Annotated in this window: 15 protein-coding genes; 8 read left to right on the forward strand and 7 right to left on the reverse strand. The window is 61.4% G+C overall.

From position 1 onward, the window contains the following. Positions 1-31: 31 nt before the first annotated feature. Positions 32-1,240 (reverse strand): cation:dicarboxylate symporter family transporter, encoded by a 1,209-nt coding sequence (locus AYR47_RS24650; RefSeq protein WP_061448830.1) that lies wholly within the window; start codon positions 1,238-1,240, stop codon positions 32-34. Between the two features lie 118 nt (positions 1,241-1,358). Between AYR47_RS24650 and AYR47_RS24655 the strand changes: the two genes are divergently transcribed. Then, the gene (locus tag AYR47_RS24655; protein WP_033896655.1) at positions 1,359-2,318 is read left to right on the forward strand and encodes a LysR substrate-binding domain-containing protein; all 960 of its coding nucleotides are present in this window, start codon (positions 1,359-1,361) and stop codon (positions 2,316-2,318) included. On the opposite strand, the gene AYR47_RS24660 is transcribed toward AYR47_RS24655, so the two are convergent. Further along, on the reverse strand, positions 2,227-3,162 hold the full coding sequence (locus AYR47_RS24660) for a LysR family transcriptional regulator (protein WP_061448831.1): 936 nt from the start codon (positions 3,160-3,162) through the stop codon (positions 2,227-2,229). The genes AYR47_RS24655 and AYR47_RS24660 overlap by 92 nt on opposite strands. 87 nt (positions 3,163-3,249) lie before the next feature. Here AYR47_RS24660 and AYR47_RS24665 point away from each other — a divergent pair, with 87 nt between their 5' ends. Further along, positions 3,250-4,281, forward strand: a complete 1,032-nt coding sequence (locus tag AYR47_RS24665) for an NADP-dependent oxidoreductase (RefSeq protein WP_033896657.1) — start codon at positions 3,250-3,252, stop codon at positions 4,279-4,281. Here AYR47_RS24665 and AYR47_RS24670 read toward each other — a convergent pair. After that, the gene (locus AYR47_RS24670) at positions 4,268-4,597 is read right to left on the reverse strand and encodes a DHCW motif cupin fold protein (RefSeq protein ID WP_016976107.1); all 330 of its coding nucleotides are present in this window, start codon (positions 4,595-4,597) and stop codon (positions 4,268-4,270) included. The two genes, AYR47_RS24665 and AYR47_RS24670, sit on opposite strands and share 14 nt — an antisense overlap. Positions 4,598-4,722: 125 nt before the next feature. Between AYR47_RS24670 and AYR47_RS24675 the strand changes: the two genes are divergently transcribed. Then, positions 4,723-5,211, forward strand: a complete 489-nt coding sequence (locus tag AYR47_RS24675; protein ID WP_061448832.1) for an HIT family protein — start codon at positions 4,723-4,725, stop codon at positions 5,209-5,211. Here AYR47_RS24675 and AYR47_RS24680 read toward each other — a convergent pair. Beyond that, complete coding sequence (locus AYR47_RS24680) at positions 5,205-7,115, reverse strand: sigma-54-dependent Fis family transcriptional regulator (protein ID WP_033896659.1); 1,911 nt, start codon at positions 7,113-7,115, stop codon at positions 5,205-5,207. The genes AYR47_RS24675 and AYR47_RS24680 overlap by 7 nt on opposite strands. Positions 7,116-7,309: 194 nt before the next feature. On the opposite strand from AYR47_RS24680, the gene AYR47_RS24685 reads away from it, so the two are divergent. The 4 genes from AYR47_RS24685 to AYR47_RS24700 all read left to right on the forward strand — a co-directional run bounded on the left by AYR47_RS24685 (position 7,310) and on the right by AYR47_RS24700 (position 10,972). Beyond that, on the forward strand, positions 7,310-8,176 hold the full coding sequence (locus tag AYR47_RS24685; RefSeq protein ID WP_033896661.1) for a DUF1932 domain-containing protein: 867 nt from the start codon (positions 7,310-7,312) through the stop codon (positions 8,174-8,176). A gap of 9 nt (positions 8,177-8,185) precedes the next feature. Beyond that, positions 8,186-8,890: an S-adenosylmethionine--2-demethylmenaquinone methyltransferase gene (locus tag AYR47_RS24690; RefSeq protein ID WP_033896662.1), complete on the forward strand. Its 705-nt coding sequence runs from the start codon at positions 8,186-8,188 to the stop codon at positions 8,888-8,890. A gap of 79 nt (positions 8,891-8,969) precedes the next feature. Continuing rightward, positions 8,970-10,331 carry a CitMHS family transporter gene (locus tag AYR47_RS24695; RefSeq protein ID WP_033896663.1) on the forward strand — a complete coding sequence of 454 codons (1,362 nt, stop codon included), beginning with the start codon at positions 8,970-8,972 and terminating at the stop codon, positions 10,329-10,331. Positions 10,332-10,636: 305 nt separating this feature from the next. Beyond that, positions 10,637-10,972 (forward strand): hypothetical protein, encoded by a 336-nt coding sequence (locus AYR47_RS24700; protein ID WP_033896666.1) that lies wholly within the window; start codon positions 10,637-10,639, stop codon positions 10,970-10,972. Here AYR47_RS24700 and AYR47_RS24705 read toward each other — a convergent pair. Beyond that, entirely contained in the window at positions 10,962-12,575 is a 1,614-nt protein-coding gene (locus AYR47_RS24705; RefSeq protein ID WP_061448833.1) for an ATP-binding response regulator, read from the reverse strand. The two genes, AYR47_RS24700 and AYR47_RS24705, sit on opposite strands and share 11 nt — an antisense overlap. Positions 12,576-12,691: 116 nt before the next feature. On the opposite strand from AYR47_RS24705, the gene AYR47_RS24710 reads away from it, so the two are divergent. After that, the gene (locus AYR47_RS24710; protein WP_061448834.1) at positions 12,692-13,294 is read left to right on the forward strand and encodes a LuxR C-terminal-related transcriptional regulator; all 603 of its coding nucleotides are present in this window, start codon (positions 12,692-12,694) and stop codon (positions 13,292-13,294) included. Here AYR47_RS24710 and AYR47_RS24715 read toward each other — a convergent pair. Next, positions 13,291-13,725, reverse strand: coding sequence for a GNAT family N-acetyltransferase (locus AYR47_RS24715; protein WP_061448835.1), 435 nt, complete (start codon positions 13,723-13,725; stop codon positions 13,291-13,293). The two genes, AYR47_RS24710 and AYR47_RS24715, sit on opposite strands and share 4 nt — an antisense overlap. Before the next feature lie 64 nt (positions 13,726-13,789). Continuing rightward, positions 13,790-17,452 (reverse strand): type VI secretion system membrane subunit TssM, encoded by a 3,663-nt coding sequence (gene tssM / locus AYR47_RS24720; RefSeq protein ID WP_061448836.1) that lies wholly within the window; start codon positions 17,450-17,452, stop codon positions 13,790-13,792. Positions 17,453-17,587 lie beyond the last annotated feature (135 nt).

Consider the following 17,587-nt stretch of genomic DNA (forward strand, 5'->3'; position numbering starts at 1 on the left):
CGGGCTTGCCCGCTCACTACATAAAGCCAGTTCATGACAGCTCCCGTTGCAACACCCCACGATCAATCGATCGCTGCCACCCACAAATCGCCAGGCACGCCACGCAGTTGCCCAGCACATTGGTCAACGAGCGGCACTTCATCAAGCGTTCCACCCCCAGCAGCAGCCCCACCCCTTCCAGCGGCACCAGTTGCAGGATGTTCAAGGTGGCGATAAGGGTGAACAACGCCGAACCCGCCACGCTGGTAGAGCCCAGCGACGTCACCAGGCAGATCACCAGCACCGCGAGCAACTCCGGCAAGGCGATCTCGACCCCGGCCATATGGGCCAGGAACATGATCGCGGTGGTGAGGTACAGGTTGGTGCCGGCCAGGTTGAAGGTGTAGCCGGTGGTCAATACCAGGCGCACTAATTGCCGGTCGCAGCCCAGCGCTTCAAGTTTATTCACGCAGCCTGGAAGTGCGGCGACAGAAGAGCCGGTAAATGTCACCAGCAATAACTCTTCTTTTAAATACACAATCAATCGGGATAACTTCACCCCGACCAGGCGCGTAATAGTGGCGAACACTAAAACTACAAACAGTGCACTGACCAGATAAATAACCACGACAAACTTCAGCAGGGGCAATACTGAACTCACACCGTATTTACCCACCACGAAGGCCATCGCCCCAAACGCTGCCAACGGGGCAAACGTGAGAATAATCCGCAGCACGTAGAACAGCCCTTGCACCGCCGTTTCCAGCCAGCCCAGGCAGCGATTGCCGAGCGCACTGCCCCGCCCCAGCAGCAACCCGCAGACCATCGCAGCAAACATCACTTGCAAGACCAGGCTTTGGGTAAACACGCGGTACAACGTCGAGGAAGCCGACAGCAGCGACAGCTCATGCAGGAAGTTTTCCGGCAGTACAGGTGGCGTCGGCAACGCGCTGTGTTCCAGGTTGAACACCCAGCCGGTAGCCATGCCGAGCATCAGCGCAGCACAAGACATCAATTGGAAATACACAATGATCCGCCGCACGACATGGCGGTGATGAGGCTCGCGCTTGATACCCGCGACCCCGGTGGACACCAGCACAAACAACAGGAAGGGCATCAACCAGCCGACCATCTTGATAAAAGCGTCGCTGAGCACTTTCATCTCAATCGCCAGGTTCGGATAAACCAGGCCCAACATCATGCCAAGTACGATGGCAATCAGAATAGGCAGGGTTCCGTTCTTGGCGTATCGGGTCGGCATCGTTACTCCAGCCTGTTTTTATTTATTGTTATTGTCGCCCCTTGCCGCTTTGGGCATATTGGGCGCCACGGTCGCTGCCGGCCGCAAATAATAAAGTCTTGTCACGGGATATACCACCATGGAACTTCGCCATTTACGCTATTTCATCATGGTGGCTGAAGAGCGACATTTCACCCGTGCCGCCGCGCGCCTGAACATGCAACAACCGCCCCTCAGCCAACAGATCCGCGCCCTCGAAACCGAACTGGGGTTCGACCTGTTCAAGCGCCACCCCAAGGGCGTCGACCTTACCGCCGGTGGCCTGGTGTTCCTCGATGAAGCGCGGATCATCCTCGCCCGTGTCGAACAGGGTTCGCTCAAAGCCTCCCGCGCCGCCCAGGGCATCGAAGGCACGCTGGTGATCGGTTTTACCAGCTCCGCCGCCGCCCATCCGCTGATCCCTCGGATCATCCGTGCCTACCGCGAGCGCTACCCCGGCGTGGAGTTGTCGATCAACGAAGGCAGCGCTCGCGAAGTGACCGAAGACAGTGTCGAAAAACGCATCGACATCGGCATCCTGCGCGCGCCGGTCAGTACGCACCAGAGCCTGACGTTCCATCGCCTGCTCAATGAAGAAATGCTGCTGACCCTGCCCATCGGCCACCCGCTGCTGAACACCCCCGGCAGCGCCATTCCCCTCGCAGCCCTCAAGGATGAACGCTTCATCCTGGTACGCCGCCCCGGCGCGCCGGGGATGTACGCGAACCTGATCAAGGCCTGCCAGAACGCCGGTTTCGAACCGAAAATCGCCTTTGAAGTGGAACGCATGCTCACCAACGTCAGCCTGGTAGCCGCTGGCGAAGGCATCTCGGTGGTCCCGGCGTCGATGCGCGATGTGCACCGCGAAAGCGTGGTGTATTGCCGGATCAAAGACGCACGGCCCAAGCTGCTGGCGCCGATCACGCTGGTGCGACGCACGTTCAATCCGTCGGCGCCGTTGCAGAACTTCATTGGGTTGGCGCGGGAGTTGGGTGGGGTGTATCGCAAGGGATCAGGCCACCTGGCCTTGGCTGCGTCATCAGGTGAAAACTCTCGCTGAGCAAGTCGACCGTTGCGCGAATACCGTCGGTTTGACGTGGTACCGCGAACAATCCGTAATTGACGCTTAAGGCCTGACTACCGCTGGGGCCCAGCGAGATCACACGCAGGGTGTCCGGGCGAATATTTTCTGCCGGCAGTAATGCGACGCCCAGGCCGCTTTCCACGGCAGCCATGATCACGCCGATATTCGGGCTGGTGACGGTCACGCGAAAATCGCGGCCGGCGGCCAACAACGCGTCGAACATCAGGCGCCGCCACGCGCAGGGTTCGGCATACACGATCACATCCAACGCCGACGCCGGGTCGATCTCATCATCGATCCCACACACCCAATACAGCGGCATGTTCCAGGTATGCACGGGGTCGGCGGCAAATACCGAGCTCACGCCGACGGCCACGTCGAGCAAACCATCGTGCCAGCGTTCAGCGAGGGCATCGCCGTGGTCCACGGTGATGTCCAGGTGCACGTGGGGGCTGGCACGGCGTAAACGGCCCAGGGCAGCCGGCAACGCTGAGACGGCGATGTCCTCCGACAGGCCGACGCGCACCGTGCCCATCACCGTACGTTCCTTCAAGCGTGTCGCCACCGTTTCGCCGAGCGCCAGAATGCGTGTGGCATAGCTGAGCAACAATTCGCCCTCAGTGGTCGGCACTACACCACGCCCGGTGCGACGCAGCAGGCGTTGACCGAGCAACTCCTCCAGCCGGCGAATCTGCGCGCTTAGCGCCGATTGTGCCCTGCCCGCCTGTTGCGCAGCGCCACTGAGGCTGCCGTGATGACACACCGCAACAAAAGTACGCAGCAAATAGGGTTCAAACGCGTCGGATATCATGTTTGGCATAACTCTGAATCAACTGCTATCAGCCTACCTTGATACCCACCGTATGACTACGCTGCTCAGCCTGTTCAATCAGTGAGTAGACACATCATGGATAACACCCAGAACCCACGCATCGTATTGGCCGCTCGTCCCGATGGCCGACCGAAGACCAGCGATTTCCGCCTCGAATACGCACCCATCCCAGAGCCGGTCGATGGACAGGTGCTGCTGGAAAACCTTTACCTGTCTCTCGACCCCTACATGCGTTGGCGCATGAGTGCCGCCAAATCGTATGCCGAGCCGGTGGGCATCGGTGAAGTGATGGTCGGTGGCACCGTGGCGCGTATCAAACACTCACGTCATGCCGATTGGCACGAAGGCGATTTCGTCTTGGCCTACGCCGGCTGGCAGCGCTTCGCGTTGTCTGAGGGGCAAGACCTGCGCCGCCTGGACCCAGGCATCGCACCGCTGACCACCGCCCTTGGCGTGCTGGGCATGCCGGGGTTCACGGCCTATGCCGGCCTGCTTAATATCGGCAAGCCCAAACCCGGCGACACGGTCGTCGTCGCAGCGGCGAGCGGTGCAGTCGGCTCAGTGGTCGGCCAGATCGCTCGCCTGCACGGTGCACGCGCCGTGGGCATTGCCGGTGGAGTGGACAAGTGCACATTCGTGAAGGACGAACTGGGCTTTGATGCAGTCATAGACCACCGCGCCCCGGACTTTGCCGAACAGCTGGCCAAGGCGTGCCCCAAGGGTATCGACGTGTACTTTGAAAACGTCGCCGGGCCAGTCTGGGACGCCGTGCGACCGCTACTCAATGATTTTGCACGGATACCCGTGTGCGGTCTGATCGCCCATTACAACGATGGCGCCCTTCAAGAAGCAACGATCGACCGATTGCCCGCAACAATGCATGACATCCTCGCCAAGAGCCTGACCGTGCGCGGATTTATCCAGACCGAATTTGTCGATCAGCAACAGGACACATTCTTGAAAGAAGCTGCGCAGTGGATCGCTGAAGGCAAACTCAAATGGCGCGAGGATGTTGTCGACGGACTGGACCAGGCACCCGAGGCGTTTATCGGGCTGCTGGAAGGGCGCAATTTCGGCAAGTTGATCGTGCGCCTCAATCCACAATAAACAGCTTCGCGCCAATACTCGTCGATGAGCGATGACCTTCCATGTCATTGCCCACCTGATAACTCATTCCGGCCGTCAGGGTGAACTGACGACCGTCTTCCAATTCAGTGTGCAACTCGCCTTCAAGACACAACAGAATATGCCCTCTCCAGCACCAGTGATCCGCCAGGTAGCCGGGGGTATATTCGACCATGCGCACGCGGGTGGTGCCGAAGTGGCAGGTGCGCCATAACGCCTTGCCGATAACGCCCGGATGAATCACGGGTTCGACAGTGGACCAGTCGGTAGTGCCAAAGGGGACGGCAGTGAGTTCCATCATGAGCTCGAAGGTTGGTTAGCGAGGCTTGAGGCTATTCATCTGAAGCAACGGGCGATAGGCACAGATCAAACGCTTTTTTGGGATACAGGTATCCTGCTCGCAACGCTCCCCTGGATTCGCTTATGCACATCGACCCCGCGTACATCCTTCACGAAACCGAACACTGGCAGCTCAACCACCACCTGGCCTCAGCATTGCCCGGCTACCTGATGTTGGGCGCCAAGGCGCCGATCCACTCCCTGGCCGACATGCCGGAGGCGGCGCTCGCCGAATTAGGTGGGTTGCTGGCGAAGACTCAGCGGGTGATGGAAGCGCAGCTGAAACCGAAATGGCTGTACATCAGCCGTTACGGGCACATGCCGGGGTTCCCGCTGCATTTTCATTTCATCCCGGTGTACGACTGGGTGGAGGAAGCGTTTTGGCGGGACGAGCGCTATCGGCTGCTGCAGGGTTTTGGCAAACAGGGACTGGCGCAAACATTGACCGATGGCGCTGAGTTGACGTTGTTTGTATGGCGTGAGTTTGGCGAAAGTCCCACGCCACCACACATCCAGGGAGACACCGTGCATCGAGTGATTGAGCGGTTGCGCGTAGCCTTTGCGGGTCAGTAGCGCGCACTGTCAAAACACCCAGGGTCCTCATCCAGGTATTTCTTCATTCGCCGCCACAACGTGGTGGTGCTGATCTGCAAGCGTTTGGCCGCTTCTTCGCGGTTGCCGCGCACGCTGGTGAGCACTTCGTGCAGCAGCGCCTTTTCGCTCCTGATGGGCGCGTCCTGCGCAACCGGCACGTCCGCCGAAAGATCCTCCAGCACGTCCTCCAGCCACGGCTGTGCAAACGGCCGGCCCTGGCTCATCACCGCCAGCCGTTCGACGATATTGCCCAGTTGCCGGATATTGCCCGGCCAGGGGTAACCACTCAGGCGCGCCAGCAGTGCTTGCGACGGCTCGGCGGTGTCCATCGGCAGGCTGCGCAACTGGTGGCGCACCAGTTCGGGGATGTCGGCGCGACGTTCACGCAGCGCCGGCAGGTGCAATTTGAGCACGCAGATACGGTAAAAAAAGTCCTCGCGAAACAGCCCTTGGACCATCAATTTCGGCAGGCTTTTGTTGCTGGCGGTGATGATACGGATATCCACCGGAGTGACCTTGTCGTCACCGATACGCACCACTTTGCGCTCCTGCAACGCGCGCAGCAGCTTGACCTGAATGTCGGTGGAGGTTTCGTTGATTTCATCGAGGAAGAGCGTGCCGGTGTGTGCCAGTTCGAACACGCCTGCCTTGCCTTCGTTGAGCGCGCCGGTGAAGGCGCCTTTGACGTAGCCGAACAGTTCACTCTCCAGCACGCCGGGGGCAAACGCCGCGCAGTTGATCGCCACGAACGGCCCGTGTTTGCGGCGCGAAGCGTTGTGGATGCTCTGGGCGAACAACTCTTTGCCGGTGCCGGTTTCGCCTTCGATCATCACTGTGCTGTCCACCGCCGCGTAGGTCAGGGCCAGGCGCTTGGCCTTGGCCAGCGCCGGGCTACTGCCGATAATGTCGTCGAAGTTTTTTTCGGCCAGGTGCTGGCGGGCCAACTGGCGACGCATCTTGCGTTCGATGGCGGTGATTTCGGTCTGGTTTTGCAGGGTGGCGACGGCTCCGATCACGAGGTTGTCCAAGGTGATCGGTGCGATGCTCAGGGTCAGTGACAACCTTCCCAAGGTGATCAGCGCACCCCGCACCGGGCGCCCATGGTTGAGCACCTGGCTGAAGTAGTCCTGGGTCAGCAGGCCGTCGATGCTGTCGCCGATTGCCAGGCTGCCCAGGTACGCGGTGGCCACGCTGTTCATATTGGTGACCGTGCGCTGGCTGTCGACACTGAAGATGCCTTCGGACACACAGTTGAGGATCGACTGGATCATCTCGTAGCGGCTTTGCAGCTCGACGCGTTTGAGCCGCCGCTCTTCCTCGACCTGCAAGAGATGGAGGGCTTCGTCGATGGCTTCATCGGCGGCATCCGCATCGGCTTCGGACATGATGTAGTGCATGCCGCGCGCAATTACCGCCTGACGCAATGAAAGCCCGCCAATCGCCACTTCAATGCCCTCGGCGAGCAAACGGTCCAGCTGCGCTTCTGTAGTTTGATGGCTGCCCAGCGGGTCGATCCGGCAGATCGCGACTTCCGGCATGAAGGGCCGGGCTTTTTCCAGGATGGTCGCGTAGCCCTCGGACGTTGCCAGAAAGGCGATCCTGGCCGAGACCTGCTGCGCCCGGTGATAAGCGTTGATGCAGTCGAAAAACGTGTGCTTGACCTCAACGATGGGCACCCGCAACTGTTCGCGCAACACGCTGGCGGTACGCCCACGGCTGATGATCACGCTGACGCCGCTTGCAATCAACTCGCGGGCCTTGAGTACCGCGTCGTGCTGCGCCGCTTCGACCACCCCCAGCGACAACCCGCGCTGGCCGAGAATGCAGCGCATCACGGCGGTCAGGGTACTGGAGGGGGAAATGACGGCGATGGTGCCTTGCATGGCGGGGCTCGATTAGCGCGGACGAAGATTGCAGATTATTTCAGCCTGCAATTATTTGAAAGACTCTGAAATCAACTAAACCCTCTCAAGGCCGCACGCTTAATTTCAACTTATTGTTTTTAATGACAATTAAAGCCATGGCACAGCCCTTGCTCTTCCTTCATCAATAACAAAGACAATGAAGGAAACACTGCATGGATATCGTCTTCATCGGGTTTGGCGAAGCCGCCTACCACCTCTGCGCCGGCCTGCGCACCACGGGCGATCTACAGATATGTGCGTTCGACGCCAACGTCAGCCCCGCCCTGCAGCAACGCGCCGACCAGCAGCACGTCACCCTCTTCGACTCCCTGGAAAACGCCTGCCGTGACGCGCGCTTCGTGGTGTGCCTGACCAGCGCCAGCAGCGCATTGGGCATCGCGCGTAAAGTCCTGCCGCTGTTGGTGGCAGGGCAAACCTACGTCGATATGAACTCCGCCGCGCCTACCGTCAAACAGGCTATCGACCAGCTGCCGCGCCCTGCCGGCGTAGGCTTTTGCGACAGCGCCGTGATGGGCACCGTCCCCGGCAATAACCACCGCGTGCCGATGCTGCTGGCCGGCAGCGGTGCTGCTGCGTTTGCCGAAGCCTTCACGCCACGCGGCATGCAATTGACCGTGCTGGAAGCTGAAGCCGGTGCCGCCTCCGCCATCAAAATGCTCAAGAGCGTGGTCATGAAAGGCCTGCCGCAATTGCTGCTGGAAGCCTTCCAGGCCGGCGAGAAATTCGGCGTGCTGGACACGCTGGTCGCGTCCCTCGGCGACTCGTTGAACGGCAAGACCGTCGAGCAACTGGCCAATACCTTCACCGCCCGCACGCTGATCCACGCCAAGCGCCGCAGTGCGGAAATGGACGATGCGGTCACCACCCTCGAAGCCGCTGGCGTGGACGCCACCATGACCCGTGCGACCCAAGGCCAGCTGGATAAATTGGCCGCCACCGACTGGGCCAGCCTGCTCGGCCCCGATGGCAGCGACATGGATTTTCGCACCGCCATCGCCCACCTGACTGCCCACGCCTGAGAACCTGCCATGAACACTGAACAGTACTTCCCCCTGCCCGATTTGATCCCGAACGATTTGCTGGAGCGCTTCCGCCAACTCAGCCCCGCACAACTGTGCGACGGCATGCAAAGCCTCGGCATCCCGCGCAACGGCTGTATGGACGCTGACCTTATGCCGCTGGATGAACGCAAGGTGATGCTCGGGACCGCCTACACCGTCGACACCGAAGACGGCGACAACTTCCCGATCCACGTGGCCGTGTACCAGGGCCAGCCGGGCTACGTGCTGGTGGTGGCCGGCAAAGCCTACCCCGGCCGCGCCTACATCGGCGATCTGATGGCCGGCGCCGCCCAGGCCGTGGGCTTGGCCGGCATGGTCATCGACGGCTGTGTGCGCGACAAGGTGCCGTTGGCACAACTGGATATCCCGATCTACGCCAAGGGCTTCATGCAACGCAGCCCCGGCAAGCAAGGCCCTGGCAAGATCAACGCCAGCGTGACCTGTGCCGGTGTGGAAGTTGCGCCGGGAGACCTGGTGTTCGGCGATTACGACGGCGTCACCGTGGTGCCCCGCGCGCGGCTATTGGAAGTGCTGGAGGCCTCCGAGAAAAAAAGTGCGTATGAAAACCAGCGCCGCGAGGTGATCGACGAATACACTCGCTGCCGAGACAGCGGCCTGCCTCTTCCCCCACTGGCCCCGGCGTGGGTCACCCAACTGCTGGAAGGCCAGTAACGCCCAAGGCTGCACCCGGGGTGCCTGGCACCCCAACCCGCTGCGCTCACTATAAAAATAATATTGTGGAGACGTTCAGATGCTGACAGTTCTGGGCTATGTGTTGATCACGTCGTTTCTGTTGCTGGTCATCAAGCAAAAACTCTCGCCATTCACCGGCCTGATCGTGGTATCGCTGGCCGTTGGGGTGCTGGTGTGCCTGTTCAACGGCGTGCCGATGGGCACCATCATGACGTGGGTACGCGAGGGCCTGTTCTACTCGCAGAACGAGGCCGGCAAGGTCTCCCTCGGCACGGTCAACCCCACGGTGATGATCCTGTTTGCCGTGCTGTATTTCAGCCTGATGATGAACGTCGGGCTGTTCGATCCGCTGTGCACCTTCCTGATTCGCAAGGCCAACGGCGACCCGCTGAAAATCATCCTGGTCACAGCCTTTACCTCGGCCGTGGTCACCCTGGACGGCGACGGCACCACCACCATCTTGATCATCACCACCGCGTTCCTGCCGCTGTACAAACAGATGGGTATGAAGCTGTCGAACCTGGCGATGCTGATCATCCTGCCGTGCGGCCTGGGCAACTGCTTGCCATGGGGCGGTCCACTGGCACGCGCGGCGGCGGTGCTGAATGTGGAGGTCAATACGTTGTTCGTGGCGATCTTGCCGATTCTCGGCGTGTCGTTCCTCTACGTGTTTTTCATGGCCTACCTGATGGGCATCAAGGAGCGCAAACGCCTGGGCTTTGTGAAGGGTGAAAAAGGCATCGTGACGCCCGAGCAAATCCTGCAGATGGTCAATGTTATCAAGGACCACGACAAAGCACTCAAGCGCCCGCGCCTGTTCCTGTTCAACCTGGCGCTGACCCTGGGCATGCTGGTTATCCTCATTGCCGGCTGGGCCAGCGGTGCCGTGGTGTTCATGCTGGGTACCGCGATTGCGCTGACCGTCAACTACAGCGCCGTGGAACAACGCGAACGCATCACCGCCAACGGTGGCGACGCCGTGGCCGTGGCCTCGATCATCCTGGCTGCGGGGTGTTTCCTGGGCATCTTCAACGGCAGCGGCATGGCCGGCGCCGTGGCCGAACACATGGCCAGCCTGATCCCGGACTCCATGGGCAGCCACACCGCCCTGATCTTCGCCTTCCTCGGCGCCCTCGCCTGCTATGCCTTGCCGGTGGACGCCTACTACTTCGGCATCCTGCCGGTGGTGGCGCCCATTGCCTACAAGTTCGGTATCAGCCCGACCGAGATCGGAGTGGCGTCGTTCATGGGGCAGGCGCTGCGGTATGCCAGCCCGACGGTGGCGTGGTTGTTCCTGCTGATGAACCGTACGGAGATGACGTTCGGGGAGTACCAGAAGGAATTCTTCAAGTGGTCGATCCCGATGTTTTTCATCTTTTTGATCACGGCGATTGTGACGGGGGAGTTGCCGGTGGGCTAAACCCAATCCTGTAGTGAGCGGGCTTGCCCCGCGCTGGGTGGCGAAGCCGCCCTAAACCCAGGCACCGCGGTGTTTCAGACAGACCGAGTCGCCTGGGTTTGGGGCGGCTCCGCCACCCAGCGCGGGACAAGCCCGCTCACTACAATGACCTCAGTGTGCCATTAGCACACTTGTGCTAATCGACCCTTCTCCCTTGCGGCGCTATATTCCCCGGCACTTCCAACGCTCTCCCGGCACCGTGCATCCCTTGCGCGTGGGCGCGTTGTGCGCTGGAAAAACCATAACAACCCCAAGGAAGAAGCACCATGAAACTGCAATCCTCCGTTACCCGTCTCACCCTGCTGGGCGCCTTGATCATTGGCGTGGCCGGCTGCAGCAATATCAAGCCTACTGAAGACCATCTCAAGACGCTGTCGGAAACCAACCTGGGCGAGCCGGTCAAGCGTATCTCCAACGTGCGCAGCGACTCGATGACCACCTACTACGTCGCCAGCGCAGCATCCGGCGAGTACAACTGCTCGGTGCCCAGCGGTGCCAGCGGCGGCATGTTTGCCGTTGCCAGCTTCGGCATGATGAAACCTGCCGCCTACTGCCAGCCCAAAGGTGCACGCGGTAACCCACTTCAGGGCTTTACCCAGTAACCGCCTCCTGACTCAGTTCCCGCAGAACACCGCGCAGTTCAGCGGGGCGCACAGGCTTGGAGAGAATGGCGATCTGACGGTCGTGCAACGCGGCCTGGATTTTCTCCACATCGTGCCCGGTGAGGATCAGCGCCGGGACCGCCCAACCACGTTGTTCGCGCAGGGCGTCGATGCACTCGATGCCGGTGGCGTGGTTACCCAGGTCGTAGTCGGCGACGATGATGTCGCAGTCACTGACCAGATCACGCCCCGAAGACTCCGCCTGCACCTCGCACCCCCAGCGCTCCAGCAGCGCCTGGGTGGCGAGCAGCACGTTGTGGTCATCTTCGACCAGGCACACCTTCAAACCGGTGAGCAACCCGGCCTGGCGCGTGTCGTCGCGCGGTGCCGTGGCTCGCGGCGCGGTGGCCAGAGTGAGGCCATACAGGCTCACGGAAGTGCCACGGCCCACCCGTGAGCGCAGGCTCACGTGCACGCCCATCAACTGCCCCAGGCGCTTGACGATGGACAGCCCGAGGCCCACGCCTTCGACGTCTTTGTCACGCAGGTGGCGTACCCGATAAAACTCCTCGAAGACCTTTGACAGATGCTCCTCGGCAATCCCCCGCCCCCGGTCATGAATCTCCACCGCCAAGCCGCCGTCGCGAATACGCACGCCGATCAGCACCGGACGCTGTGCGCCATATTTGAAGCAGTTGGACAGCACGTTCTGCACCATGGTCGCCAGCAGCGCCGGGTCAACCAGCACCCAGTGCGCACACGGTCGCAGGCGCAGTTCCACGCCAGCCCAACGCGCGGCCTCGGCGTTCTGCCGCACCAGGTCGGCAAGGAAGTCGCCCAGGTGCACCGCCTGGTATTTGGGCAGCAAGCGACCGTTATCAAGGGTGTAGAGGTCGAGAATCGAGCGGAACAGTTGCGACACGTTCAGCAGCGACCGGTCGATGTTGTCCACCAGCCGCCGCTCTTCATCACCCAGGCGCGCTTCGCGCAGGCACGCGGTGAACAGGCCGATGGAGTGGATCGGCTGGCGCAGGTCGTGGCTGGCCTGGGCGAGGAAACGGGACTTTTCAAGATTGGCGGCGATGGCTTGCTCGGACGCCTTGCGCGTGCGCTCCAGCAGGATATGCGCGTACACCGGGATCACCGTGCTGGTGATCATCAGCATCAACACCATGAAAGGTTGCGCCTGCCACACCGGCGTGAGGCGATACACGATCAACAGCGCGAGCAACGCCAACGCCGTGGCAATCGCCAGGTATCGCGAGCCGTAGCGCATGCCATTGCCGAGGTTGACCCACACCATCACCGCATACAACGGCAGTGCTGCCTCCCCACCGACTACCATGCCAAACGAGGTGCCGGTGTAGTCGTGAAGCATCCCGAAAATCCGCCGCGCCGGGTAGTGTCCTGGCCATCGGGCGATGACTTGGCGCAACACAATGGAGGCCAACAGGAACAGGAAGATATACAGGATCACCGGCAGGTAAGTGTCCACCGACTGTCCCGGCAGAAAGCCCAACACGCTGATGTAAACGATAGCGATGGAGGCAACCACAATGCGCAGGTTGGCCTGGTCGAGTTCGGAGTTGGTCTCAAGACTCATGGGGTTACGTCCTTGTGCGGCAATCAACAAATCCAACTTGCGTCACAGGCAGGCCTCGGACGCGGTGGTAAGGTAGCATGCAATCGCACAGCCTTGCCCCAGGAAGGAGCACCCACATGACCGGTCGCATCATCATCGCCGACGACCATCCGATGTTTCGCGAAGCCATGCTGCGCACCGTGCAGCGCTTGCTACCGGACGCCGTGGTGCAGGAAGCCGGCGACCTCGACGGGGTACTCGCGCTGATCCGCGAAAGCGGCGAGGTCGACACCCTGATCCTCGACCTGCGCTTCCCTGGCCTGACCTGCATGAGCCAATTGGTCGACCTGCGCCAGCAACTGCGGCGCACCACGTTGATCGTGGTGTCGATGGTGGATGACCCGGCGTTGATCGATCAAGTGATGGCATTGGGCGCAGATGGCTTCATCGGCAAGAACATCGCCCCCGACGAGATCGGCCAGGCGCTGCTGGCCATCCGCGAAGGCGAAGTACTGGTCAAGTTCGCCCCCTCCGGCCTGCTGCCACTGGACACCCACACCCTCACCGCCCGCCAGCAGGACGTGCTGCGCCTGATCGCCCAGGGCAAGACCAACAAGGAAATCGCCAAGGCCCTGGATATCTCGCCGTTTACCGTGCGTATCCATGTGTCGTCGCTGCTGCGCACGCTGGATGTACCGTCGCGGGCGGCGGCGGCGGTGAAGTATTCCGGGGAGTTCTAGGCGTTCTCATTACCCGCGCGGGTGAAGGAATAGCGGTCAATATCGGTACGCAGCTTCCAGCCTTGGCCTTGCCAATAATCAGCGGCGCTGATGTTGGTCTTGAACACATCGAGGTGGCATTTGTGGATGCCCAGTTGCGCCAGCGCGTCGAGGCAGCGTTGTGTCAGCGCCTGTGCGATGCCTTGGCGACGGTACTCCGGCAGCACCAACGCATGTTGCAGATAGCCGCGACGCCCGTCATGGCCGCACATCACGCAGGCGATCAGTCGTCCTGCGGCTTCAGCGACAAAACTCAAGCCAGGGTTGCGTGCCAGATAGCGCTCGGTGGCGGAGCGGGAATCGGCGTCGCGCAGGGAGATGCCGGGAGTGCCTTGCATGAGCGAGAGAACGGCGTCGTAGTCGGCTGGGGTCATTGTGCGGATATTGAGCATGGCGTAAACCTTGTGGAAGTGAGCTTGCCAAATAGGACGTTCTACTACCGGGTGGGCCCATGGTCTACCGCTCCGCCATGCGCTGCCCCAGCGATTCGCGCAACAACGTGCGCGGCAACTCAAACCCCTTGAACGGTGTGCGGGTAAACGGGTTATTGGCGCCTTCGGCATACAGCTTGTAGCGCATCACTCCACCGACCACCGGCAAGCTCAAATCGACGCTGGTGGCAGTGCGCGCGTTGAGTTGGCCACGATTGAGCAGGCGATAGAACGACCACGGCCCCCGAAAACCCAGGCTGACGGTGCTGCCATCGCGCTTGACCAGGGTCAGGCGACTGTCGCTGCTCTCCCCCCGCACACCCGGCCAGCTCATCGCGATGCCGCGTACCGGGCCGTGGGAATAAATATGCAGCTGGCCATCGACGCTCAGTGCGCTGTTGAGATGATCGGCGCTCAACGCAATTGGCTCCAAGGTAAACGGTACGTTGAGCACACCTCGGTTATCGAAAAAGGTGTCGCGGATCTGTTCGACCGCCTTGAGCTGGGTGATGACCTCGGGGCGGATCAGGTAGTCCTCCTGACTGTCGGAATACAACGCATCCAGGTTGTCCTTTAGGAACACTTTCAGGTACTGGTCGTGAAAACGTTGCACCAGGCCGGCGGGACCAAAGAAGGCCTCAAAGTCCTTGAGCGACACATCCTCCTGGCTGCCGCTCAACGGGTAGCGTGAGGCCAGGCGTTCCTTGTAGAAGCTGTAGACGTCCGCCTCCCAACGCTGCTCCAGCTCGCGCAAGGCCAGCACCATCAGCACCTGCGAGGTCTGCTCGGCCAGGTGACGCACCTGCTGGTTCAATGGTTCGGGCAAGCCAGCGGCGATGCGTTGCAGGTTGCGGATCGGGTCCGGGTCGGCTTGCGAGAAACGCGCCAGCACCACGCCAAGAGCGGCCTTGCCACGGTTGGGGTGGTCCTGCACGGCCTTGGTGTAGTCGTAGACAGCGTTGATCGCCCGCAGGGTCTCTTCGTAGTAGGACGGCTTGTCTTGCTCAGCGTTGAGCAACCCGGACAGGCCGGCGAACGCGCGGTGAATGCCCAGCGCCTGATTACGCCCGGCCTCTTCACTGGACGACTTCTCGTCCTTGCCGGTGACGGGCGGGTAGATCAGGGTGTTGTCGCGCACGGTTTCCAGCAGCCGGCGCAGGGGCGCGGCCGGACCGGTGACCTGCCCCAGCACTTCCAGGGTTTGGGCCAGGTCGGTGAAGTCGGTGACGGTGAACTGGTTCAGCGCACGGCGCCAGCTGTCGACGTAATCGGCGCTGTACAAGGCGCGCAACCGTTCGGTCAGCACGCGACGGTCGGCCTCGGAATAATCCAGGTTACGACGCTCGCCGAGTACCCATTGGTCGATCAAGGCCAACTCGGTGACGTTCTGGCTGTTGGGCTCGAAGTAATCACGGAATCCGCGGGCAGTCAGCAACGGCGATAGGGTCAGGTTTTCATCCAGCGCCGCGCCGCTTTCGCGCTCGCTCAAGGGACGGTAGACCACGTCAAAGGCCGGGCCGATTTCGTTGCGCAAATCCAGTTCGCCGTGCAAGCGTTCTTTCGCCTGTTGGCGCAGGGTCATGTATACCCGCTGCGCCATGGGCAGCTTGCGCAGTTGTTGCTGGGTCTGCGCGATCAGCTCGCGGTGTTCGGGCAGTTCGACGTCAGCATAAGTCAGCGCATAGGTCAGGTGGCGCATCAACGCCGCCTGGCGTTGACCCTGACCCGGATAAGCCTGTTGCCATTGCTCGGCCATCCATTGCGCGACGATCTCCGGGCGGCGGTTATTGCGGTCCTCGATCATGCGGTACACACGCAGGGCCGCGAGCTGTTCATCGCTGCCCGGCTCGGCGCGGCGGATGACCTCAACCGCCCCCGCGGCAATCGCCGGCAGGAAGCGCCGCGATAACAGGCTCAAGTACGCCTGGTCGACCATCGGCCCGATCAACTGGCCTTGATACAACCCCATATCGGCCAATTGCGGCCAGGTCGCCCGATAATCGCCATACACCGTGACCGCCTCACGGATTTCATCCAGCGGCACCAACAGGTTCAGCCCGGTGGGGTCGGCCTGCAGGTCGCTGGCCTTGCTACTGAACGCCTGGCTTTTGGCCAACACCTGGTCGGCCTTGTCGCGGTTGATGCCGTAGTAGTACCACCAGCCGCCGACCAGCAACGCCCCCATAAACCCGACCAGCACCGAGCCGCTGAGCAACAACCGGCGCTTGCGTCGCGCCACCTTGAAGTTATCGCCGGCCAACCCGGCCTCGGGATACACCACCTGCTTCAACAAGTGCTGGGCAAAATACACCACCGAATGCCCCTGCGGCTTGGTCGCGCTGACGGGTGCGGGGAACCCATAGGCCCGCGCCGAGGCTTCGACAAACAGGTTCGCCACCACGCCACGCTGATACACAGACGATAGGTACACGCCGCGCACCAACGCAGGCGTGGTGTAGCGGTCACTGCCCAGCACGTCGCCCAGAAAGTGCAGCAGGATCTCGCGTGAACCGCTGAGCTGGCGCATCAAACTGAACATACGCTCGCGTAAAGCTTGCGGGCCGGGCTCGCCCATGGCCCGTACCACTTTCCGGTTGAGCGTCTCGACAAAGCGGTCATAAGCGCCCGCCAGTTCGTCCAGCCATGCGTCAAAATCCTCAACTGCCGCGAGGCTGAAGGTAAAACCCTGTACTTCTTCCCGCGCCGAGGCGGGCAGATTGGCGAACAATTCTTCAAACCCTTCGAGCAAATCGAACTTGCTCAGCACCACGTACAACGGCAGGCGCGTGCCCAATTCATGGCCCAACTCGGTCAGGCGCGCGCGCAACAGAAACGCCAGGTTGCGGCGCTCGTTGGGCGGGCGTTCAAACAGGCTGACCATGTCCACTAACAGCACTACGCCATTGAGCGGGCGCCGGCTGCGGCTGCGCGCCAGCCAGTCAATCAGGTGGTGCCATAGTCGTTGCTCGGCGCCCGCGGGTAGCCCGCTGGGTTGTTCAACTTGGGCGTCCACAGGGTCGGCGATTGCCTTAGTGTCCGCCGCCGCATTGTCGATGGGTACGACGGGGGCTGGCGTCGGTGGCGGTTTCCGCTCTGGCTGACTGATGAACTCACCGGGCGGGTCGATCAACACCGCGTCGTCGCCGATCCACCAGTCGATGTCGAACGCCAGATCCGGATCCGACGCCGTCTGCGTGGCGCCGCTACGCGCCGTGCGAGTCAGGGCAAAGCTCTGGCTGGAGCGGCTGATAAAGCTGGACTTGCCTGCATTCTCCTCGCCAAGTACCAGGTACCACGGAATCTGGTGCAGGCTGCGGCCCTGATGGTTGTCTCGCACCCGCGCCAGATTGCGATCCAGCGAACGTTCCTGGGCTAGCAAGTAGGCCAGGCAAGGGTCCTGCACCTGCTGAGCCTGCTGCTGACGGGCTTGCTGCAAGCGGCGTAGTTGACGATGCACTTGACCCGCCCACACCAACAGCGGCACCACCACCAATACCACGCTGATCGCCAGGCGCAGCGGCCAGGGCGCCAGTGGTTGCTCGTCGCGCCAGGTCCAGGTCGGTCCCTGCCACCAGAGCCAACCCAGCGCCACGGCAATCGCCATGATCGCGGCGGCGATGACGACAAGCGTCCCTCGGCGCCGAAGGACTGCAAACCCGCGAGCCAGTGTGCCCAGTTGTTTATTCATGACTGTTCGCCCCTGAACTTCCCACGCCAAAAAACCGTTCCCACAGTAGAAACAGTGCTTGACCTGGATATATACGATCGTTACTTGAGCAAACAGTAACAGCGCAAACAAACATCTTTCAATGCACAATACGAA

The sequence above is a fragment of the Pseudomonas azotoformans genome (assembly GCF_001579805.1).
Lineage (GTDB): Bacteria > Pseudomonadota > Gammaproteobacteria > Pseudomonadales > Pseudomonadaceae > Aquipseudomonas > Aquipseudomonas azotoformans_A.

Excerpts from the sequence above, each read along its gene's own strand:
- AYR47_RS24655 (WP_033896655.1), top strand. The coding sequence starts at position 1,359 with ATGGAACTTCGCCATTTACGCTATTTCATCATGGTGGCTGAAGAGCGA.
- tssM (WP_061448836.1), bottom strand. The coding sequence starts at position 17,452 with ATGAATAAACAACTGGGCACACTGGCTCGCGGGTTTGCAGTCCTTCGG.
- AYR47_RS24685 (WP_033896661.1), top strand. The coding sequence starts at position 7,310 with ATGGATATCGTCTTCATCGGGTTTGGCGAAGCCGCCTACCACCTCTGC.
- AYR47_RS24710 (WP_061448834.1), top strand. The coding sequence starts at position 12,692 with ATGACCGGTCGCATCATCATCGCCGACGACCATCCGATGTTTCGCGAA.
- AYR47_RS24665 (WP_033896657.1), top strand. The coding sequence starts at position 3,250 with ATGGATAACACCCAGAACCCACGCATCGTATTGGCCGCTCGTCCCGAT.
- AYR47_RS24715 (WP_061448835.1), bottom strand. The coding sequence starts at position 13,725 with ATGCTCAATATCCGCACAATGACCCCAGCCGACTACGACGCCGTTCTC.
- AYR47_RS24675 (WP_061448832.1), top strand. The coding sequence starts at position 4,723 with ATGCACATCGACCCCGCGTACATCCTTCACGAAACCGAACACTGGCAG.
- AYR47_RS24705 (WP_061448833.1), bottom strand. The coding sequence starts at position 12,575 with ATGAGTCTTGAGACCAACTCCGAACTCGACCAGGCCAACCTGCGCATT.
- AYR47_RS24670 (WP_016976107.1), bottom strand. The coding sequence starts at position 4,597 with ATGGAACTCACTGCCGTCCCCTTTGGCACTACCGACTGGTCCACTGTC.
- AYR47_RS24690 (WP_033896662.1), top strand. The coding sequence starts at position 8,186 with ATGAACACTGAACAGTACTTCCCCCTGCCCGATTTGATCCCGAACGAT.
- AYR47_RS24660 (WP_061448831.1), bottom strand. The coding sequence starts at position 3,162 with ATGCCAAACATGATATCCGACGCGTTTGAACCCTATTTGCTGCGTACT.
- AYR47_RS24695 (WP_033896663.1), top strand. The coding sequence starts at position 8,970 with ATGCTGACAGTTCTGGGCTATGTGTTGATCACGTCGTTTCTGTTGCTG.
- AYR47_RS24700 (WP_033896666.1), top strand. The coding sequence starts at position 10,637 with ATGAAACTGCAATCCTCCGTTACCCGTCTCACCCTGCTGGGCGCCTTG.
- AYR47_RS24680 (WP_033896659.1), bottom strand. The coding sequence starts at position 7,115 with ATGCAAGGCACCATCGCCGTCATTTCCCCCTCCAGTACCCTGACCGCC.
- AYR47_RS24650 (WP_061448830.1), bottom strand. The coding sequence starts at position 1,240 with ATGCCGACCCGATACGCCAAGAACGGAACCCTGCCTATTCTGATTGCC.